This window comes from Lacticaseibacillus jixiensis (assembly GCF_042847315.1).
Taxonomy (GTDB): domain Bacteria; phylum Bacillota; class Bacilli; order Lactobacillales; family Lactobacillaceae; genus Lacticaseibacillus; species Lacticaseibacillus jixiensis.
In genome coordinates this window covers 46,532-64,686 of the sequence record NZ_BAAFPR010000012.1, presented here as the reverse complement: position 1 = coordinate 64,686, position 18,155 = coordinate 46,532, and the positions used below count along the sequence as shown (strand labels likewise).

Annotated in this window: 22 protein-coding genes and 1 tRNA gene; 15 read left to right on the top strand and 8 right to left on the bottom strand. The window is 52.9% G+C overall.

The features are described from left to right. Window positions 1-5 precede the first annotated feature (5 nt). The 6 genes from aroA (at window position 6) to ACGG90_RS09135 (ending at window position 4,142) form a co-directional block, all read left to right on the top strand. Window positions 6-1,301, top strand: a complete 1,296-nt coding sequence (gene aroA, locus ACGG90_RS09160; RefSeq protein ID WP_390408610.1) for a 3-phosphoshikimate 1-carboxyvinyltransferase — start codon at window positions 6-8, stop codon at window positions 1,299-1,301. Window position 1,302: 1 nt separating this feature from the next. Continuing rightward, window positions 1,303-2,166, top strand: a complete 864-nt coding sequence (locus tag ACGG90_RS09155; protein WP_390408608.1) for a prephenate dehydrogenase — start codon at window positions 1,303-1,305, stop codon at window positions 2,164-2,166. A 3-nt stretch (window positions 2,167-2,169) separates the two neighbouring features. After that, on the top strand, window positions 2,170-2,673 hold the full coding sequence (locus tag ACGG90_RS09150; protein ID WP_390408605.1) for a shikimate kinase: 504 nt from the start codon (window positions 2,170-2,172) through the stop codon (window positions 2,671-2,673). A 352-nt stretch (window positions 2,674-3,025) separates the two neighbouring features. Next, window positions 3,026-3,193, top strand: coding sequence for a hypothetical protein (locus ACGG90_RS09145; RefSeq protein WP_390408603.1), 168 nt, complete (start codon window positions 3,026-3,028; stop codon window positions 3,191-3,193). A gap of 76 nt (window positions 3,194-3,269) precedes the next feature. Then, window positions 3,270-3,482 (top strand): hypothetical protein, encoded by a 213-nt coding sequence (locus ACGG90_RS09140; RefSeq protein ID WP_390408600.1) that lies wholly within the window; start codon window positions 3,270-3,272, stop codon window positions 3,480-3,482. Window positions 3,483-3,506: 24 nt separating this feature from the next. After that, window positions 3,507-4,142 carry a histidine phosphatase family protein gene (locus tag ACGG90_RS09135; protein WP_390408597.1) on the top strand — a complete coding sequence of 212 codons (636 nt, stop codon included), beginning with the start codon at window positions 3,507-3,509 and terminating at the stop codon, window positions 4,140-4,142. A 49-nt stretch (window positions 4,143-4,191) separates the two neighbouring features. Here the strand turns inward: ACGG90_RS09135 and ACGG90_RS09130 are convergent, their stop codons facing one another. The 5 genes from ACGG90_RS09130 to ACGG90_RS09110 form a co-directional block, all read right to left on the bottom strand. Further along, window positions 4,192-5,085: a DNA/RNA non-specific endonuclease gene (locus ACGG90_RS09130; RefSeq protein WP_390408594.1), complete on the bottom strand. Its 894-nt coding sequence runs from the start codon at window positions 5,083-5,085 to the stop codon at window positions 4,192-4,194. Window positions 5,086-5,099: 14 nt separating this feature from the next. Further along, window positions 5,100-5,849 carry a sunset domain-containing protein gene (locus ACGG90_RS09125; protein ID WP_390408590.1) on the bottom strand — a complete coding sequence of 250 codons (750 nt, stop codon included), beginning with the start codon at window positions 5,847-5,849 and terminating at the stop codon, window positions 5,100-5,102. A 141-nt stretch (window positions 5,850-5,990) separates the two neighbouring features. Then, entirely contained in the window at window positions 5,991-6,548 is a 558-nt protein-coding gene (locus tag ACGG90_RS09120) for a phosphoribosyltransferase family protein (protein WP_390408587.1), read from the bottom strand. A 9-nt stretch (window positions 6,549-6,557) separates the two neighbouring features. Beyond that, window positions 6,558-7,634 carry an NCS2 family permease gene (locus tag ACGG90_RS09115; RefSeq protein ID WP_390408584.1) on the bottom strand — a complete coding sequence of 359 codons (1,077 nt, stop codon included), beginning with the start codon at window positions 7,632-7,634 and terminating at the stop codon, window positions 6,558-6,560. A 1,072-nt stretch (window positions 7,635-8,706) separates the two neighbouring features. Further along, window positions 8,707-8,904, bottom strand: coding sequence for a hypothetical protein (locus ACGG90_RS09110; RefSeq protein ID WP_390408581.1), 198 nt, complete (start codon window positions 8,902-8,904; stop codon window positions 8,707-8,709). A gap of 173 nt (window positions 8,905-9,077) precedes the next feature. On the opposite strand from ACGG90_RS09110, the gene ACGG90_RS09105 reads away from it, so the two are divergent. From ACGG90_RS09105 to ACGG90_RS09095, 3 genes are all read left to right on the top strand, one after another. Beyond that, window positions 9,078-9,500 carry a PTS sugar transporter subunit IIA gene (locus ACGG90_RS09105; RefSeq protein ID WP_390408579.1) on the top strand — a complete coding sequence of 141 codons (423 nt, stop codon included), beginning with the start codon at window positions 9,078-9,080 and terminating at the stop codon, window positions 9,498-9,500. 31 nt (window positions 9,501-9,531) lie between these two features. Next, on the top strand, window positions 9,532-10,464 hold the full coding sequence (locus tag ACGG90_RS09100) for a LacI family DNA-binding transcriptional regulator (RefSeq protein ID WP_390408576.1): 933 nt from the start codon (window positions 9,532-9,534) through the stop codon (window positions 10,462-10,464). A 74-nt stretch (window positions 10,465-10,538) separates the two neighbouring features. Then, on the top strand, window positions 10,539-11,354 hold the full coding sequence (locus tag ACGG90_RS09095; RefSeq protein WP_390408574.1) for a DUF368 domain-containing protein: 816 nt from the start codon (window positions 10,539-10,541) through the stop codon (window positions 11,352-11,354). 47 nt (window positions 11,355-11,401) lie between these two features. On the opposite strand, the gene ACGG90_RS09090 is transcribed toward ACGG90_RS09095, so the two are convergent. Then, window positions 11,402-11,764 (bottom strand): DUF4828 domain-containing protein, encoded by a 363-nt coding sequence (locus ACGG90_RS09090; RefSeq protein ID WP_390408697.1) that lies wholly within the window; start codon window positions 11,762-11,764, stop codon window positions 11,402-11,404. A gap of 196 nt (window positions 11,765-11,960) precedes the next feature. Here ACGG90_RS09090 and ACGG90_RS09085 point away from each other — a divergent pair, with 196 nt between their 5' ends. The 4 genes from ACGG90_RS09085 to ACGG90_RS09070 all read left to right on the top strand — a co-directional run bounded on the left by ACGG90_RS09085 (window position 11,961) and on the right by ACGG90_RS09070 (window position 14,841). Beyond that, the gene (locus ACGG90_RS09085) at window positions 11,961-12,914 is read left to right on the top strand and encodes a Gfo/Idh/MocA family protein (protein WP_390408571.1); all 954 of its coding nucleotides are present in this window, start codon (window positions 11,961-11,963) and stop codon (window positions 12,912-12,914) included. An 80-nt stretch (window positions 12,915-12,994) separates the two neighbouring features. After that, window positions 12,995-14,269, top strand: coding sequence for a DEAD/DEAH box helicase (locus ACGG90_RS09080; RefSeq protein ID WP_390408694.1), 1,275 nt, complete (start codon window positions 12,995-12,997; stop codon window positions 14,267-14,269). Window positions 14,270-14,293: 24 nt separating this feature from the next. Then, on the top strand, window positions 14,294-14,716 hold the full coding sequence (locus ACGG90_RS09075; RefSeq protein WP_390408569.1) for a DUF3284 domain-containing protein: 423 nt from the start codon (window positions 14,294-14,296) through the stop codon (window positions 14,714-14,716). Between the two features lie 51 nt (window positions 14,717-14,767). Next, a tRNA-Arg gene (locus ACGG90_RS09070) sits at window positions 14,768-14,841 on the top strand. 338 nt (window positions 14,842-15,179) lie between these two features. Here ACGG90_RS09070 and ACGG90_RS09065 read toward each other — a convergent pair. Then, window positions 15,180-15,509, bottom strand: coding sequence for a DsrE family protein (locus ACGG90_RS09065; protein WP_390408567.1), 330 nt, complete (start codon window positions 15,507-15,509; stop codon window positions 15,180-15,182). 105 nt (window positions 15,510-15,614) lie between these two features. Between ACGG90_RS09065 and ACGG90_RS09060 the strand changes: the two genes are divergently transcribed. Continuing rightward, entirely contained in the window at window positions 15,615-16,289 is a 675-nt protein-coding gene (locus tag ACGG90_RS09060) for a hypothetical protein (RefSeq protein ID WP_390408565.1), read from the top strand. Window positions 16,290-16,441: 152 nt separating this feature from the next. After that, a complete protein-coding gene (locus ACGG90_RS09055; RefSeq protein WP_390408563.1) occupies window positions 16,442-16,813 on the top strand; it encodes a hypothetical protein in 372 nt (123 codons plus the stop codon). Between the two features lie 93 nt (window positions 16,814-16,906). On the opposite strand, the gene ACGG90_RS09050 is transcribed toward ACGG90_RS09055, so the two are convergent. Then, complete coding sequence (locus ACGG90_RS09050; protein WP_390408561.1) at window positions 16,907-18,079, bottom strand: MFS transporter; 1,173 nt, start codon at window positions 18,077-18,079, stop codon at window positions 16,907-16,909. Window positions 18,080-18,155 lie beyond the last annotated feature (76 nt).

The following is an 18,155-nucleotide window of genomic DNA, read 5'->3' as shown; positions in this document are numbered from 1 at the left end:
ATAAGATGGATAAGCAATTGATCACCAACGTGCAGCATGGCTTGCACGGGACTTTGGCGGTGCCTGGCGACAAAAGCATTTCACACCGCGGTATCATGCTCGGCAGCTTGGCAGAAGGTACCACGCATTTGCATCACTTCTTGACTTCAGCAGATTGCTTAAGCACCCTTGAAGCGTTCAAAGCCATGGGTGTCCCCATCGAACGTGATGGTTCAGAAGTGGTCGTGCATGGGGTAGGCATGCATGGCCTGAAGCAGCCGCAGACGGCTTTGGCGATGAATAATTCCGGCACCACCACGCGTTTGATCATGGGGTTGTTGGCAGGGCAGGCGTTTGATACCACATTAGTTGGGGATGCTTCGCTGTCCAAGCGCCCAATGCGCCGCGTGGCTGATCCTTTGGCCCAAATGGGGGCCAAGATCACCACTACTGATGGCCATTTGCCAGCGACGGTGCATGGGCAAACCTTGCATGGCGCCGAGATTCAGCTGCAAGTGGCCAGCGCCCAAGTGAAATCTGCTGTGATCTTAGCGGGGTTATTTGCCGACAGTCCCACGGTGGTGCATGAATTGCTGCCCACGCGCGACCACACCGAGAACATGTTGCAAGCCTTCGGCGCCGATGTGGCAGTGAGTGCTGACAAAATGACCATCACCGTGCAGCCGACACAAGGCTTGCACGGTCAAGTCGTGCAAGTGCCAGGCGATATGTCCAGTGCCGCTTTCTTCATGGTGGCGGCCACGCTGGTGCCAAATTCTGATATTACCTTGACTGATGTGGGCTTAAATCCGTCGCGGCGCGGGTTGTTGGATGTGTTGATCCAAATGGGCGGCAATGTTACCGTCCAAGCGCGTCAGTCGGCTGGTGAAGCAGTCGGCACCATTCGCGTACAAAGTGCCGCCTTGCACGCAGTTGACCTTGGCGCTGCGCAGATCCCGGCGATCATTGATGAACTGCCGTTGGTGGCGCTGTTAGCCGCCAAAGCCCAAGGCATCACCACCGTTACCGGTGCTGAAGAATTGCGGGTCAAAGAAACGGATCGCATTGCCTGTGTTGCTGAAGAACTCGGCAAGCTTGGCGTGGCGATTCGCGAATTGCCTGATGGTTTTGTCATCGACGGGCGCAAGCCTTGGCACACGCAAGCTTCGCACTTGGCCAGCCATGGCGATCATCGCATCGGCATGATGTTAGGCTTAGCGGCGTTATTGGTGCCTGATGCCTTAACACTGGCTGATGCGGATGCCGTTGGGGTGTCTTATCCGGAATTTTTTGCTGATTTGCAAAGCTTGTTGGGGGAATAAGATGACTGAAGTATTTATTCAAGGCTTAGGGCTGATCGGCTCTAGTATGGCGCGGGCGATTCGCCAGCGGCGCGGCGATGTGACGGTGGTGGGCTTTGATGCTGATGCCAAGGCTTTGGCTTGGGCCGGGGCGCATAAAGTGGTGGATCGCGTGGCTGCTGGCTGGGCAGATGCGGCCACGGCTGATGTGGTGATCTTGGCCACCCCGGTGACGCAAATCGTCAAGGAATTGGCGCAGTTAGTTGATATTCCGCTGAAGCCTGGCGTGATCGTCACCGATACTGGTTCAACCAAAACTGCGGTGATGCAAGCGGCGCAACCGCTGATGGCCAAAGGTGTGACTTTTGTCGGCGGGCATCCCATGGCCGGCTCTGAGAAATCCGGCGTCAAAGCCGGGCGCGCCGGGTTATTTGCCGAGCATCATTATTTCTTGGTCAATGGCAACGCCACGCCGGCGCAGATCTTGGCGCTGCGCAATGTGTTGTCGGCGTCGGGGATGTATTTTGAAATGTTGTCGGCGACACAACACGATGAATTAGTTGGGCATATTTCTCATGTGCCGCATGTGGTGGCGGCGTGCTTGGCGTTAAATGCGGCTGCCGGGTTGGCCAAGCAGCCAGAGGCGTTGAATTTTGCCGCTGGCGGGTTTCGCGACACCACCCGCATTGCCGCCAGTGATCCCACCATGTGGACGGCGGTGATGCAATCCAACACCGACATTATCGTGGCAGAATTAGACGATTACATCAACCAGCTCACCCAAGCGCGCGACATGATCGCCGCGCATGATGAAGCGGCGATGTATGATTTCTTCGCCCATGCCCAAGCGGTGCGGCGCAGCATTGATGAGCAAGCGGAGGTATAAGCAATGGCAGTGATCTTAGTGGGTTTCATGGGCGCCGGCAAAACCACCGTCGGCCGCCAATTGGCCGCACAACTGGGGGTGGCCCATCATGATCTGGATGACTTGATCGTTGAAGCAGCCGGCTGTTCGATTCCGGAAATCTTCGCTGCGCGCGGGGATGCCGGATTTCGCGCGCTGGAACATGAAACATTGCTTAACGCACTTGATATCGACGGCGTCTTGTCCACTGGCGGCGGCGCGCCGGTGCAACCGCAAAACTTTGCGCTGCTCAAAGCAAGCAGCGCTCCGGTGGTGTTGTTAGAAGCCAAGCCGGCGACGATTTTACAGCGCATTGGCGCCGATGCCAACCGGCCGTTGGTGCAAGAACTCGGCCAAGCCGGCTTAGTGGCCTTGCAAGCCCAGCGCGATCCGCGCTATCACGAGCTAGCCGATTTGGTGATCGCCACAGACACCTTGACGCCAACTGAAATCGCCTTGCAGATCCGGGATTGGTTAGCCACGCGGTAATCACGATAATGGCCCGCTTACTTTATCGGTAAGCGGGCCATTGTGGGTTTAGCGAGATTTGACTGGGATCAAGGCACGACGCCGGTTGTGGCCGTACGCGACAATGGTGGAAGTGGCGATCAAACCGAAAGTGATGACAAAAACAGCGATGTGAGCAGCATTATGCATAAGCAGAATTCCTTTCTGAGTGACAGTTAATTCACGTTGGTTCTAGTATCGCTGACAGGCGCGAAGAATGTGTGGCGATTCTGGTAAGGAATCTGCTGAGAATGTGAATATTTAACATGGCGCAGCAAGAAATTTGCATGCGGATTTGTAAGCGCGTACAATTGAGCTGTAAGGAAGTGTCATCATGAAAATTCTATTTGGACTCATGTTGCTTGCGGTGGCTTGTTGGCAAGTGGTGACCTTGAGGCGGCCGGTTGCTGGGCAAACCGCAGTGGTGCTAGATGGTTATGGTGTCTTCTTTGTCGTGGTGTTGGTTGCGATGGGGCTGGCTTTGTTGGCAGGATTGGTTTAAATCATGGCGCTTGTCGCAAGCGACAGGCGCTTTTGTGACCCCAATCAGCCACAACACGTATGAATGGGGGAAGGTTATGGGACTGCTGGTCGCCGGCTTGCTATTGGTGTTGGGTTTTGGTTCGCTTGGTGAGTGTTTGTATGGCTTCTTGCAAGTGCAAGCCAGCGATCAAGCCAATACAAGCAAACAAGGTCATGAAGCGCGCATGATGATCGTGATTTATTCTGGATGCTGTGCGGTGTTGTTTGTGATTGCTGGGTTGATGCTGTTGATGAATATGCTACAATAGCTTCCATATGCAATGGAGGCTATGATGACTGAAATTTACCTGATCCGCCACGGGCAAACCGTGTATAACGTCCAAGCCCGTATTCAAGGCATGGCTGATTCTGAATTGACCGCCTTGGGCCAAGCTGACGCCAAAGCGTTAGGCCGCGGCTTGATGCAAGCCGGCGTGGTGTTTGACGCCGCTTACAGCAGTGACTTAAAGCGTGCCAAAGACACCGCTGAATTGGCCCTTGAGGCGGCTGACCAATACCTGCCAGTGCAAACTCTGCCTGGCTTGCGTGAAGAAGATTACGCCAGCCTTGAAGGCCATCCGCAACAAGAACGCACGGAGCGCTTGCAGAAGCTTCTGCCAGGCGCTGATGTGCATGACTTAACGGTGATTGCCAATGGCGTGCACCAACTCGATGCCCAAGCCGAAGATGCCGTCATGGTGCAAAAGCGCTTTGATGCTACCCTGCGTCAAATTGCCGCGACGAAGGCCAAGCGGGTGATGGTCGTTTCTCATGGCACGGTAAGCTTGTTGTGGCTGGCTTATATCGGCTATGACTTGCATGGCCAAAACAAACTTAACAACGCCAGCGTCACGCGCTTGACCATCACTGATCGCCAAGTGGCTGTGCAAGAATTTGATTCATTGGCATATGTAGAAGCTGGACGTTAATAAAATAAGCAGGTCTTGGCTGAATTAAATTCAGCCAGGACCTGCTATTTTAATTGGCCGTGCTGTTGCCGGTGGCATAATCGATGGTGTAGCCGGCTTCAACGTTAAAGATGTACACATTGAAGTGGATCGTGTTGTCACCAATGGATTGTGCGCGCATTTGCACGCCGCGGGCGACCAATTCATTGCCGCGATACCAAGGCTTGACGCTATAGCGCACATAGCGGCTGCTGGAAGCTTTCAGATATTCGGCGATATCCATTTCATGCGCCAACATCAACGGGTTGTTCAACGACATGGTGCCGGTGATCAAGTTGCGTTCGTTGTTGTTTTCGCCAGAAAGTTGAAAGCCGATCAAGTGGCTGCGGTTATACAACCAGCCATGGGCGGTGCGGCGGTTATGCCAACCGGTGGGATCATAAGTCAAGCCTTCGCGCTTTTGCGTGGGCGTCAAGGATTGATTCAACAAGGCTTGAGCTTCCACCGCGCGGCCTTGTGCGTCCAGGTCGCTGTATTGTTCCCAGGCGCCGGCTTTGGTAGCTAAGTCGGCTTTAGAAAAGCCTGGGTTGTCTTGGTTGATCACGATTTCTTGTTGGCCGGCGTAATTCTGATTGGCCAAGTTCGTGGTTTGCGCCGCTGGTGTGGCCTTAGGCGCAGCGGTGCTGGCTTTAGGGATTTGTTTGGCTTTGGCCAGTTGTTCGCTGGCGTCTTCAGATGCGTCTTTGGCAGCTTGATGATACGAGCTCAAGTCGGCTTGCAAACTGCTGATGTCTGATTTGGCTTGGCGGTTGGCGGCTTCTTTGGTCTTGACGGTTTGATTGTGTTGGCGATTGGCTTTGGTCAAAGTTGACAAGGAGCTGACTTGCGCGTCGCTGGCGGTTTGCTGGCCGCACCCGGCTAGCAAGGCGCCACATAATACCAGTGCTGTGATTAGTTTCTTCATTGACGAGGCGCCTCCTAGCGTTTGGACTTGCGATAGCCGGCAGCAATCGCTTGTTGTTCGGTGTCAAAATAGCGGGCATTGGCCGAGTTCATCTTGTAGCCGGCTTGTCCTGGCACATGATAGATCTTGGAATTAACGTTGCCGACGATCTTCTGGGCGTTGCCGGTGTTCATGTCGCCATTGTTGACTGGGGCAGCATGGTTGCCGCCGGTTGCGGCTGCTTGGGCTTTGGAGCGGGAATTGGCGGTTGTTGCGGCTTGGGCTTGGGCCTTGCTGGCAGCGGCGGATTGACTAGATGCAGCAGCTGCTTGTTGGGCTTTGATCTTGGCGCTGTTTGCGGCAGCAACGCTTGCGGCAGCGGCTTTTTGACTGGCGGCTTTGGCCAGGGAACTGCTAGCGGCGTCGCGCTGGTCGGCGGCTTTAGTCGCGGCTAGTTTGGCTTGCTTGACTTGTGCTTTGAGCAGCGCTTTTTGTTGCGCCAGCTTTTTGGCAGTGCTGTCAGCTTTAGCCACGCGCGCTGTCAATGTATGTTGCGTGTGCGCGGCGGATTTGATTTGCGCAGCCGCTTGCGTAGGCGTTAAATTGGTGCTTGGTGTCGTGGCGACAACGCCAATCATCAGCACCACAGTCGCACCTAGGCTGATCAAGGCGTTGCGGCCGTGGTGGCGGGGGTGGTGTTGGATCTTATCGATTAGCCAACGCACGGTATGATATCCTGTTGCAATCAGCGCAACGAAGAATAATAAGGCAAGAAACGTATTCATCTTTTTTCCTCCAAATAGACTTATGATCAGTGTACCGGAAGCTAAGCGTGGTGAATAGTCTATTTGTAGAATATTCTCAGGAAGGATACGTTTCCAGCCAAAAAAATCCCGGCTCACGATGATCGTGAACCGGGATCGTTGTTAACTGGCCGCAGTTGTGCTAAACAGCGGCAGCGGCGCCAAGAACGTGATGTCTTCGCGCTTGGCGGCATCGCCTTCCGCCAAGATCGCCGCTTGCGCCACGACTTGCGCATGCGCTTGATCAAGCAGCTGGGTGGCAGCGGCCAGCGAGCCGCCGGTGGAAATGACGTCATCCACTAACGCCACGCGCTTGTTGGCGAGTAATTTCGCGTCGGTACCATCCAACACCAATCGCTGATCGGCGCTGGTGGTGATGGCATGCACCGGCACACTGATCGGATCCACCATGTAGTCTTTAACGCTTTTGCGCAACACGATGAAGCGCGCTTGGTTCAGGCGAGAGCTTAGCGCTTGGGCTAAGGGGATGCCTTTGCTTTCAATGGTGACCAAGTAGTCAAAAGGCTGATCTGCTAATTTCTTGGCCAAAGCATCTGCGGCGTAATCGGTGAGTTCGGTATCGCCTAACAAGACAAACGAGGCGATCGTCAACTCCGGATTCAAGGCGATTTTTGGCAGCTGACGGTGCAAGGGGCCAAGGGTCAATTCATAAGTGTCCATCATTTCCTCCTATAAACCTAAACCTAACAGCGGCAGCACGAACTTCAACACGCCGCCGGTGACTAACCCGGCGAAAGGATCAAATACCGCCGTGGTGACAATGGTGATCCCAGCGATCATCATGTGGCTGCCAGACAACGCAGCTTGCGCATCGGCTGGGAAAATCACCACCATGCCTAAGATCAACAAGAACCCGGCAATGGCACTGGATGGGACATACTTGCCGATTTTTGGCAGCCAGCCGGCAAACAAGATCACCGCCATGATCAGCATCATCATGATTCCGGCGATCACCGGCTCCGGCGCACTGGCCGTTGCGGAGATAATCGCTTCAACTGGCGCCCCGCCTAACAAGCTGGTGCCCATATCTGCCAATGCTTGCGTTGACGTCAACAGATTCAAGTTGACTGGGTTGGGCTTGATGCCGGTCATTTGCCCAGTGATCAACCCATAGGAGATGTTGGCGCCAATGTTCAAGCACGCCAGGCTCAACGCCCCGCGCAGCACCTGCCAACTCAACTGCGGTTTGGTGAAAATGAAGCGCCGCGCCGTGACGTTAGCCGGCAATTCCGCGCGATATTTCTCGATGAATGCGGCATACAAGCTGGCAATGCCGACAGATGCAACAATCGTCCATACCAAGTCTTTGGTCAACAGGTACACGATGATTGCCACGGCGATCGACAACCAGCCGGTTTTCTTTTCGCTTTTGGTCATGGAAATGGCGATCTTGGCTAACATGATGCCGACGCCGGCCATCATCGCGTTCATGATGTCATTGCCCAGCCAGTCAACGATGCGCGTCAGCGAGCCGGTCAAGCCGATCACCACCATGATCAAGGACCCGCCGAAGATGATCGAAGTCCGCTCGCGCAATGATTTGCCCAAGTTGCCGACTAAGGCCAGCGATTCAGCTTGAAAAGACAAAGGTGCCACAGCCCCGAAGAAGCCGTTCACCCCAGACGCCAGCAGGAAAGAGAAGGTCGTGGGAAACACGGCAAAGCCTAACATCATGGCCATGATCCCTTGAGGAATACCATTCAAAACGACGCCAATTGCCGCCGATAAGTCTGCGATCCAATGCATGTCGATTACCACCTTAGTTCGTTGATGAACTGAAGTATACACGCAAAATCCGGCAAAGTTAAGGGAATTTGCGCAAAAACACGAATTGAATACACGAATATAAATACATCGTTCGTATTATGACATAAATTAATTGAATAGAGAAATTTTCCTTAGATGGAATCGGTTTCAAAGCCTCACCAAATCAGTGAATGTTCGGATTCATGGCAAGCCGATAAAATCAAAATGACCAGGTTCACCAATGGTACGAAATAGTTTCCACAAATCGTGCAGGCGCAATCAGTTATCAGGATCACTCGGTTGTATGGCAACATTGCGCATCAATTTGCAGTAATAGCCAATCCGCAATAGGGTGTTAATCAAGAATTGACCAGCCTCGTCTGTGCTGCAGATGCATGGACGTCAGCCGAGACTTGTTAGATATTGGCGTTGTTGATAGTTGACTGCACTGTTTGTTAACGAGTTCGAATATTGTAGGACAGGGGGTGCGTAGGCGCGTGGTCCGGCAAGCCGGTCAGGCCGTGAAACGATCAGCAAAGCGAGCCAAGCGGGCTGTGCTTGGCTCGCTTTGCTGATCGCGGCAAGTTCAAAGACAGGCAAGGTGAGCGCAGCGAGCGCCTGGCTTTGAACTTAGGCGGAAAACACGCGTACTTTGCGTGGTTGCAGCCGGCCGCACCGCCTGCGCCGGCTTGCCGGACCACACGCCGAAGCAGCACCTGTCCGGGCTTTACCACAGCGAAGTCCCTGCCGGTTACGCTGTGGTCTTCGTCGAGCTGCGCAAAGCAACGCGGCAGTGATACGCGGCAGTGATATAAGATGGGACGCCACCAAGGCAAAGGCCGCCTTTGTGTCATCCCATCTTATATCAGCCGCTAAAAGCGCTTTGCTCCGCTCTGGTCTTCGTCGAGCTGCGTGGCGCAACGCGATTGTGTATAAGCCGTGACGCCGCCAAGGCAAAGTGCGCCTTTGCGTCATCCCGTCTTATACACATCGCTAAGAGCGCGCCACTCCGCTCTGGTTAATAAAAAACGCCTTACCCTTAAGTGGGTAAGACGCGCTCAGTATTCAGTTGTTAGCGGGTAAGTTCGCGGCGGATCGCTTGATACTGCGCAAGGGAAATGCGGCCGGCTTGCAATTGACGTTGATACCATGCCAATTGCGCCTCCACTGACTCCTGACGCACACCGACGCGCTGGCGCAACGTATAAAACAACGTCGCAGCCAGAATCAACGTCAAGACCAACACGAGCACTAGACTGGATTGTACCATATGAAACCGCCTCCTTATGGGTACAGTATAACATAACTTGTCCTTACAAATAAACAGTTTTGCATCATCTATTCGAGCAGTTTAATCTGGCGCAGTTTTTTTTCGAAAACACTTGACCTGTAACGCGTTACGCAAATTATCCTCAAGATGTACTTCAAAAGGAGGTCATTATTATGTTTGGATTATTAAAGAAACAAGTTGTCACTGATGTTGCGATCAAGGATGGTTCAGAACTTAACGCAATTGCCAAGCTTGCCGGGTTTGCCTCAGAAAAGTTAGATATCGCCGCGCAAACCGTACGCTCAGGTTTCTTGGCCACCGAAGCGCAAGGTGCCACGATCATCGCCGACCACATCGTTTTGACCCATGCCTCAAGTGAAGCTGTTAAGCAGCCGGAGCCGCTGATCATGACTTTGGCAGCGCCGATTGCTTGGGGCGATGGCGCGCAAGTGGACACATTAGTCGGGGTGGTAGTGCCGGCAGATGCCGATACCAGTGCAATTATGGCGCAGATCAAAGCCCATTTAAGCGCCCAGGCTGACCAATATGCCACCGCTAACGCAAGTGCGTTGGAGAAGCTTCGCCGCCAGTTGTGATGTGGTAGACTGAATGCATGGGGGTGAGGCTTTGAACATTCATGATATTGCAAAGCTTGCTGGCTATTCAGTGGCGACAGTGTCGCGGGTGATCAATGATCGTCCGTATGTGTCGCAAGCTGCGCGTGAAGCGGTGTTGAAGGTGATGCGCGAAGCCGATTATGTGCCCAATGCCGTGGCTCGCGACTTATCTGCTGGCAAAACCTGGGCCATCGGCGTGGTCACACCCATGCGCGAACATCCGTATTTCACCAGTTTGACTGACAGTATCACCCAAGCGGCGTTTGCCAAAGGGTATCATGTGGTGCTGCTGCCTTCACAATATGATGCAACTGTCGAGTTGGGATATTTGGAACAATTGCGGCGCAAAGCTTATGATGGGCTGATCTTCACCTCACATGCGATGAATGCTGAAGAGATGGTGCCGTATTTGAAGTACGCGCCGGTGGTGTTATGCCATGATCCTGGCCGCTTGGCGTTGCCAGCGGCGTTCACTAAACGCGGTGATACTTATGTCGCCGGGTGCCGCTGGCTTAAAGCCCATGGCGCCAAGCGCGTGGGGCTGTTTCTGCCGCGCACGCCGGCGCTTTCGGCGACGGCTGCGGCGATGCTGACTGCTTATGAAACTGTCTTTGGCTTCACCCCGCCAAAAGCTTGGTTGGCTGATGATGTGATGAGCAATGCCGCCGGTTATCAAGCTGCTGCCAAATTGGCTGGACAAGGGCTGGATGGGATCTTGACCAATGGCGATGATATCGCCGCTGGGGCCGTGCAATATTATCGGCAACATCACCTGCCTTGCCCGCTTTTGGTGGGGCAAGAGAATCAATTGTCCAGCCGTTTGTTGAATCTGCCGACGATCGATCACCATTTTCATGAAGTGGGGCGGCATGCGTTAAACCTGGCCATTGAAGCTGAACATGGCCACATCGCTGTGCCGTCAACGTTCATTGCGCGCGGCTAAGGCGCAAGACGGATTGTGGCGGCGGCGGTTGTTCTTGTATAATGGTGAAAAACCTATAGAAAGCGAGTAACCATATGGATTGGCTATTCCGTTTCATCAAAGGGGGCTTCATCGGCTCTGGTTTCATTCTGCCGGGGGTATCAGGCGGTGCCTTGGCTGCGGTATTTGGGATCTACGAGCGGATCATCACGTTCTTGGCGCATCCGTTCACTGATTTCAAACGCAATGTGCAATATTTCATTCCTGTGGGCCTAGGCGGTTTAGCCGGCGTCTTCGGCTTGTCGTTTGCCGTGAGCTTTTTTCTCGGCGCCTATGAAGCACAGATCTTGTGGCTGTTTGTCGGCTGTATTGTCGGCACCATTCCTGCGCTTTGGCAACAAGCCGGCAAAGCCGGGCGCGGTGGTCGCCACAAGTGGGTGACACTGGTTTCTGGACTGGTGGCGCTGGCGTTCTTGTTGTTTGGTGAGCAGCTGTTTGCTGGCGGGGTCGAGCAGAATTTCGGCACTTGGATGATTGCTGGGGGCCTGATCGCCTTGGGCTTGATCGTGCCAGGCTTGTCGCCGTCTAATTTCTTGGTTTACATGGGCATGTATAAGGCCATGGCCGATGGCATCAAAACTGTCGACTTCGCCGTGTTGGTACCGTTAGCGTTAGGCGCTGTGGTGTGCTTGGTGTTGTTGGCTAAAGTGATGGATTGGGCGTTTGCCCGCTGGTACACGGATTTGTTTCATATCATCTTAGGCGTTGTGTTTGCCTCGACGATCATGATCATTCCGCGAGATTTCAACTACTTAAGCTTAGGCACCTTGGTATGCGCTGGGATGTTTGTGGCCGGCTGCGCTTTAGGCTGGTGGATGAGCTCGCTGGAGAAGCGTTATGGTTTAGATTAAACGCAAAAAGCACCTTGTGAAATAATTTTTCACAAGGTGCTTTTGCGTTAATCAGGCTGGTCGTCTGGCGGAGTGTCAGGCAAGACGATGCGGTATGTGGCGTCTTCGGCTTCGTCATAAACGGATTCCGGGCCAAATTCACCGCAAGTGACGATCAATTGATAACCATAATGGTCAAGAAATGTGAGTTTGTTGGTCGTGATCCCCGTAACATGACCGGGAAGGGAGCGGCCGTCGATCTTAATGTCCAATTCAGGACTGATGCTCAGCGCGTGACTTTTGTGTGTTTGCTCATCGACGAACCCGAAGTTGCCGGTGAATGTGTGCGCTAAGGTCAATGCAGGATTGGCTGGTGTGGAGTGGTTGCGATGTTTCAATAAGTGCTTGAAGCGGCGTAACGCGCCAGACAAGGGTAGCACCATCTGCCCACCTCCTTACTCTTGATAAATCTAATCATAGCACGAACCGATTACGTCGTGGTGAAAACCGCCTGACATTTTCGTAACGTTGTTGCAGTGTCGTCACAAAGAGATTTCAGCAATCGCCGCGCAGATTTGTTATGATAGAGCTAGTGTATGTGTCAGGTTTAAACAAGGAGGCTGGCTGATGTTGACATTAGGCGTTATTGGAACCAATTGGATCACCAAGCAGTTTGTCGAAGCGGCAAAAGGCCGCTTCAAGCTGACTGCGGTATATTCGCGCAAGCAAGCCACGGCTGACAAGTTCATCGCCGAAACTAACCCGGCGCAGGCTTTCACCGACTTGGAAGCCTTCTTGGCCAGCGGCATTGATGTGGTGTACATTGCCAGTCCCAACAGCTTGCACGCCGCGCAAACCGTGGCCGCGTTAAACCACGGCTTGCATGTGATTTGTGAAAAGCCTTTGGTCAGCCATATCAGTCAATTGGCGCAGATCCAAGCGGCTTTGGATGCTCATCCTGAAGCAATGGTGTTTGAAGCGGCGCGGCATTTATACGATCCGAACTTTGCGGTGATTCAGCAGTATTTGTTCACGCATCACGCGACTGGAGCCAGCTTGGGTTATATGAAGTATTCTTCGCGCTATGACGCGTTCTTAGCTGGTGACGACCCGAACATTTTCTCGCCGCGCTTTGCCGGCGGGGCGTTGATGGATCTTGGCGTGTATCTGGTGTATGCGGCGGTGGCCTGGTTTGGCAAGCCGCAACAAGCCACGTATTTGGCGCACAAGTTGGCCAATGGCATCGACGGGGATGGCGTGGCCTGCTTGGCTTATCAAGATTTAGATGTGGTGTTGCGCATGGGTAAAACCGCCAATTCGCAAGCGCCGTCTGAATTGTACTTTGGCCGCGACACCTTGCGCTTTGATTCACCAGGGGAGTTGAATCACTTGCGGCTTAATGACCAAAGCATCCAAGTGCCGCATGCCGCCAATCCCATGACCGAAGAAGCCGCCTTCTTTGCTCAAGCCTTTGAACAAAACGACCGCGCCGCATTTGAACTGAAATGGTCGCTGGCCAAAACGGTGCATCAAGTGATGGCAGAATTGCGGCAATCAGCAGGATTGCATTTCACCGACTAAAGCAGCTTTGCAAGAAGACTTACTTATCGCATTTTTGATTCAGCGCAGGCCTAGACCTGACGCTAGGAGGACTCAATTTGATCGCAGAACCATTTCAAGCTTTATGGCAACAAGCCGGCTTTACCGAACAGACTTTGATCCAAAAGCGGGTTTATCAGCCGCTTAAGCAAGGCGTCAACCTGATCGGCTTAGCGCCGACTGGCTCAGGCAAAACCTTGGCATTTGGCTTGCCATTGTTGGAAACGTTAGTGCCAGGCGACGGTGTGCAGCTGTTGATCTTGTCACCGTCACAAGAATTGGCCATTCAAACCCGCAACGTGCTGCAGCCTTACGCTAAAGCCGTGGACCTGAATGTGGTTGGCATCACCGGCAACGCCAACGTCAAGCGCCAAAAGGAACAACTCAAGCGCCATCCAGAAGTGATCGTAGGGACTGCCGGGCGCATGGTCGAGTTGGTCAACGCCGGCAACTTGAAGCTGCATGCTTTAACGACCATCGTGGTGGATGAAGCCGACGAATTGTTGCGCGATCCAGGGCTTGATCAGGTGCGTGCGTTGACCATGGCGGCACCTGCCGATGTGCAAATGGCCTTCTTTTCAGCAACGGCCAGTGCCATGTTCAATGAGTTAGACAAATGGTTTGGCATTGAAGCCGAAACCATTGACGTGCGCCAAGAAGACCACACCCAAGGCGCCGTCCAGCACTTGTTTGTGCAAACGGATAACGCCCATCGCGTAGAGTGGCTGCGGGCCTTGGCGCATTTGGATGATTTCTCGGCGCTGGTATTTTTCAACAACAACGGGACCTTAGAGAAAGTGGCCAGCATTTTGCATCATCAAGCAGTGAAGTTTGCCGTGCTGTCGCGCAATGACCGCTCGATCAACCGCGCCAATGCGCTGGCGGCGTTTCGCAAGCATAAGGTGACGTTCTTGTTGGTGACTGATTTGGCCGGGCGGGGGTTAGACCTCAAGAAGCTGCCGGCGGTGATCAATTATTCCGCACCTAAGCGCGCCGAAGCATACATCCATCGCGCCGGGCGGACCGGCCGCATGGGCAACAAAGGCTATGTGGTGACACTAGGCGATGACCATGATCGCCGCGACTTAAAGAAATTGGTGCCGCAATATGACATTAAGCGCGGGTATTTAGTCGACGGTAAGCTGACCACCGAAGCGCCAGCCAAGAATCCTGAAGCAGACGCTGCGCCACAAGCTGCACCGCGCATGGCCGCCGCTAAGCCCGTTGCTGCCAAGCCGGCTAAGCCAAAAGCTTCGGCAGTTGAACCGCCAAAGCCAAAGCACAAGAAGAAACGCTTGCGTGACCAAAAGAACAAAGGCAAGCGCAAGCCGCATTGATCGAGAACTGGGGGGACTTTTTTTATGAAAATCGTACGGACATTGAATATTCCAGCAAGTTATTTCTACACCAAAGTAATCGACTCGGTGTTGTATGACATCAAGCAAAACACTGGCGAAACTTTGAAACCTGCCGCTTTGCAAGGTTATGAATATAAGAAAATGATCGGCGGCAAGTTATACGGGCGCATTAAGATCACCAAGAATGTGGTCAACCGCGCTTATGCCTTTGAAACGGAAATGACCGGTGGGCTTTACACCGTGGCTTATGATATCCAAGAAACGCAAGACAACAAGGTCCAAGTGACTTACGAAGAAGGCAGCAAGTTCAACAGCATCGCGCGGGATCTGAACCAGAAGCTGATGATGTTGTTGATGGGCCACAGCCGCAAGAAGCAGCTCAACCAAATGCTCAGCCAAATCGAAGCCAGCTACACGCAAAGCTAGGCGCCGCTTGACTTGCAAGCGGGCGCATTCTTCCGTATAATGGTCAAGTCTGCAATGGTAGCTCACCTGGATAGAGCAATGGTTTCCTAAACCATAGGTAGAGAGTTCGAGTCTCTCCCGTTGCATTAGTGACCCGGTTTGAATCTGTTCAACCGCTAGAGACCTTGATAACAAGGCTTGCTAGCGGTTTTTTTGATCTTGAAGAAGTATTTTGTGGCGATTTGCAAACCCAAGCGCGAACCGCGTTGGACCGGCTTTTGCCAAGTCAGCAGCATCAATGGTCAAGCAAATAAGTCCACAAATATTCGCTAGGCAGGCGGTGGCCGTCTTGATTTGGGGGCGGTTATTCTTGCCAAAACGACGTGCCTCTTGCGGAAACATTAAGCTTAGCCGGATAGCTTGCAAGTCCCCAGGCCATCTTTCACAATAAAAAAAGCGGCCCGCCAAGGCGAGTCGCTGAAGTTCACGGTTTGATATAGGCAAAGCCATGGTGCTGGCGTTGGGCGAGTTCCACCACGCCTGATGGCACGACATCGATGCCGCCTTGCAGCTGAGTTTGTTTCAAGTTGCGCTGGTGCATGGAGTTGGCGCAAACCACGACATTCACGCTGCGCGCCAGCAAGCCCAAGTCGATATCAGAGCCGCTTAAAGCACCGGTCACGGCTTCGCCATTGATCAAGATCTCAAGCGTGGAGTTGTCTGACTGTGCCGCCAGCCATTCTTGGAAGTGTTGCACATTGCTCAATAAAACTGGCCACTTAGCTGTTTCGTCGATGTGGAAGATCACGTTCATGGATTAATTGCCCCCTGGTTGATTTACCTATGTTATACCATATGTGGCGGGCAATTTAGATGTCAAACGCGTAACGAATCACAAAAATTCCCTGGGAGGACACTGATGCAATCGTTTCTGTCAACTGTCATACTCACCGCCGCTTTGGTGGTGGCATTCTGCTTAGGGCTGTCATGGCTTAACGCCAATACCATTCAAATCGTGGTGAACAAGCGCGGCAAAGCCAACAGCCAGCTGTGGCTGATGAAACCGGGGATCTTCGTGCATGAACTGCTGCATGCGGCGGTGGGGCGCTTGTTTGGCCTGCAAGTCACACAGTTCTCGCTGCAAGCAGATACGCGCTCAGCAGCGCATGTGAGCTTCGCGTATAACCGCCGCTCGCCAAAGCATCAGCTGGGCTTGTTTCTGGCTTCTACGGCGCCTTTGTGGGGGATCAGCATTATCTTGGTGCTGCTGGGCAAATACGCCTGGTATCCTGGTGCTGCTTGGTCGCAGGTGTTGCGCATCGCGCCTGCGCCTAATTGGCCTTGGGTCGCAATTTGGGGCGTGGTGATGGTGCTGTTGACGTTTGGTGCCAGCTTGTCCAAACAAGACCTGCACAACACGTTAGCTGCCTTGCCGCTTTTGATCGTGATTGCGCTGGTGCTTTATGGCGTTGGCTGGTGGGTGTATCCGCCTTTGTTAAGCGCTTGGCAGCAGCTTAACGGTATGCTGGCCATTGGCATGGCGGTGATGGCAGGCTTGGCTTTAGTGGTCAATCGCTTGTGTGCTTGGCTGTAGCCAGCAGAAACTTATCATGATCAATTATTTATTCATCAGATAAAGCGTGTCGTCAATAATGGCGGCACGCTTTATTTGGCTTAAAGCTTAAATTTGCAAGCGCTGCCAGCAAATTGTTACGATTAGAATAACCAATGAAGGAGGTAAACATTATGACAAAACCCAGCGGCTTTAATTACTACTTAAGCGAGTTGGCGCTTGAAGGCCTTGCCTGGTGCTTGGCCCATCACGTGTTATTCGTGTGCGGCTTCAGCCATTTGGTCAAACGACTGCACGCCGTGGCGCCTGAATTGCGCGTCATTGACAGCAGTTATCGCAACCGCAAATTGGCCTTGAACAGTCCTTATGTGGTCCAAGTGGCCACATCAAACGGTCACGGAATGCGCAGCCATTCTCAAAAAGTTGCCAGACCTGGTCAAATCGTGTTGGATTGGGACAATTACGGCAGCAATATCAATTTGTTCTTCACCCGCATTGCCTTGGCGGTACGCGAAGATGCGCGTTTCCAGCAATCAGTTGGCTGATAGAAAGGACCGCTAAACATGTTGTGCACATGGTGCGAATACAAATTGGCCCCAATGTCTTGATCTAGAGATCAAAGCATTGGGGCCAATTCGTTAAGCGATTTTGTGATGCAAATGGATCGTGTAAGACAAGGCAAAAGATGCCGCCAAGAAGCCTACCACCAATGCGTATGGCACGTGGTAGTTGTAATCCAGCAAGGCGCCTGAAATCAGCGGCCCGCAAATATTGCCAATCGAGGTCAAACTCAGATTCAAGCCGTTGATAATGCCTTGGTTGTCATGGCTTTGCTTGGTCAACAAGGTGGTGATCGCCGGACGCAGCAAGTCAAAGGCGGTGAAGGCGATCAAAGTGGCGACCATCACTTCCCACTTGGTGTGCGCCACCAAGATCCAAGCCACTGCCAAGGCACTGCCGGCAAAACAGATCCGCGTCAAGCGCAGCTCCGACAACCAAGTGATCAAGCGGTCAAAGAACAGCACCTGAATGATCAACGAGATCACGCCGTTTAAGGTCAACACCAAGGCGATATCAGCCAAGGAGAACTTGAAGACTTCGTTAACGAAAATTGAATAGATGCTTTCAAAACCTTGCAGGCCAAAGCTTGACACCAAGATCATCACAAACAACATCAACATGGGCCCGCCTAAGACGCTGCGCCAATCGGTTGCGGCAGTTTGGGTGTTTGCGACTTCCTTGTGCAAGCCGAGTTTGCGGTCATTTGGCAACAAGAAAATCGTCGCCAACATGCTCAACACCCCGAAGGCCGCCGCCACCCAGAATGGCACCTTATAGCCATAGCCGGCTAAGATCCCGCCTAAGCCAGGGCCTAAGATCAACCCGCCAGATAATGACGCCGACAGCCAGCCGATCACTTTAGCGCGCTGCTTGTGATCGGTAACATCAGCTGCTAATGCTTGGGCAGTAGGGACGAACATCCCTGCCGACAAGCCACCGATGATCCGCGAAATATCAAACATATACAAGTGGTTGGTCAAAGCAAACAACACTTCAGAAATGGCAAACAACACCAAACCACCCACTAAGATCGGTTTGCGCCCGATGCGATCAGACAAGCGGCCGATGATCGGAGAGGCGACGAACTGCGTGAGCGCGTATAATGAAGACATGACCCCCATATCCGTCGCAGACAGATGCAGGCTGTTCTTGATGAAAGGCATCACCGGAAAAATCAGGCTCATCCCTAAACAGATCAGAAATTCACTGAAGATCAAGATGGCGATGGTGCGGCGGATTTGGCGAGACATAAGGTACTTCCTTTCTAATAATAAGCAATCTCACCATTTTACCACAGGTCATACAAATTTTTGATTAAAAGGAAAT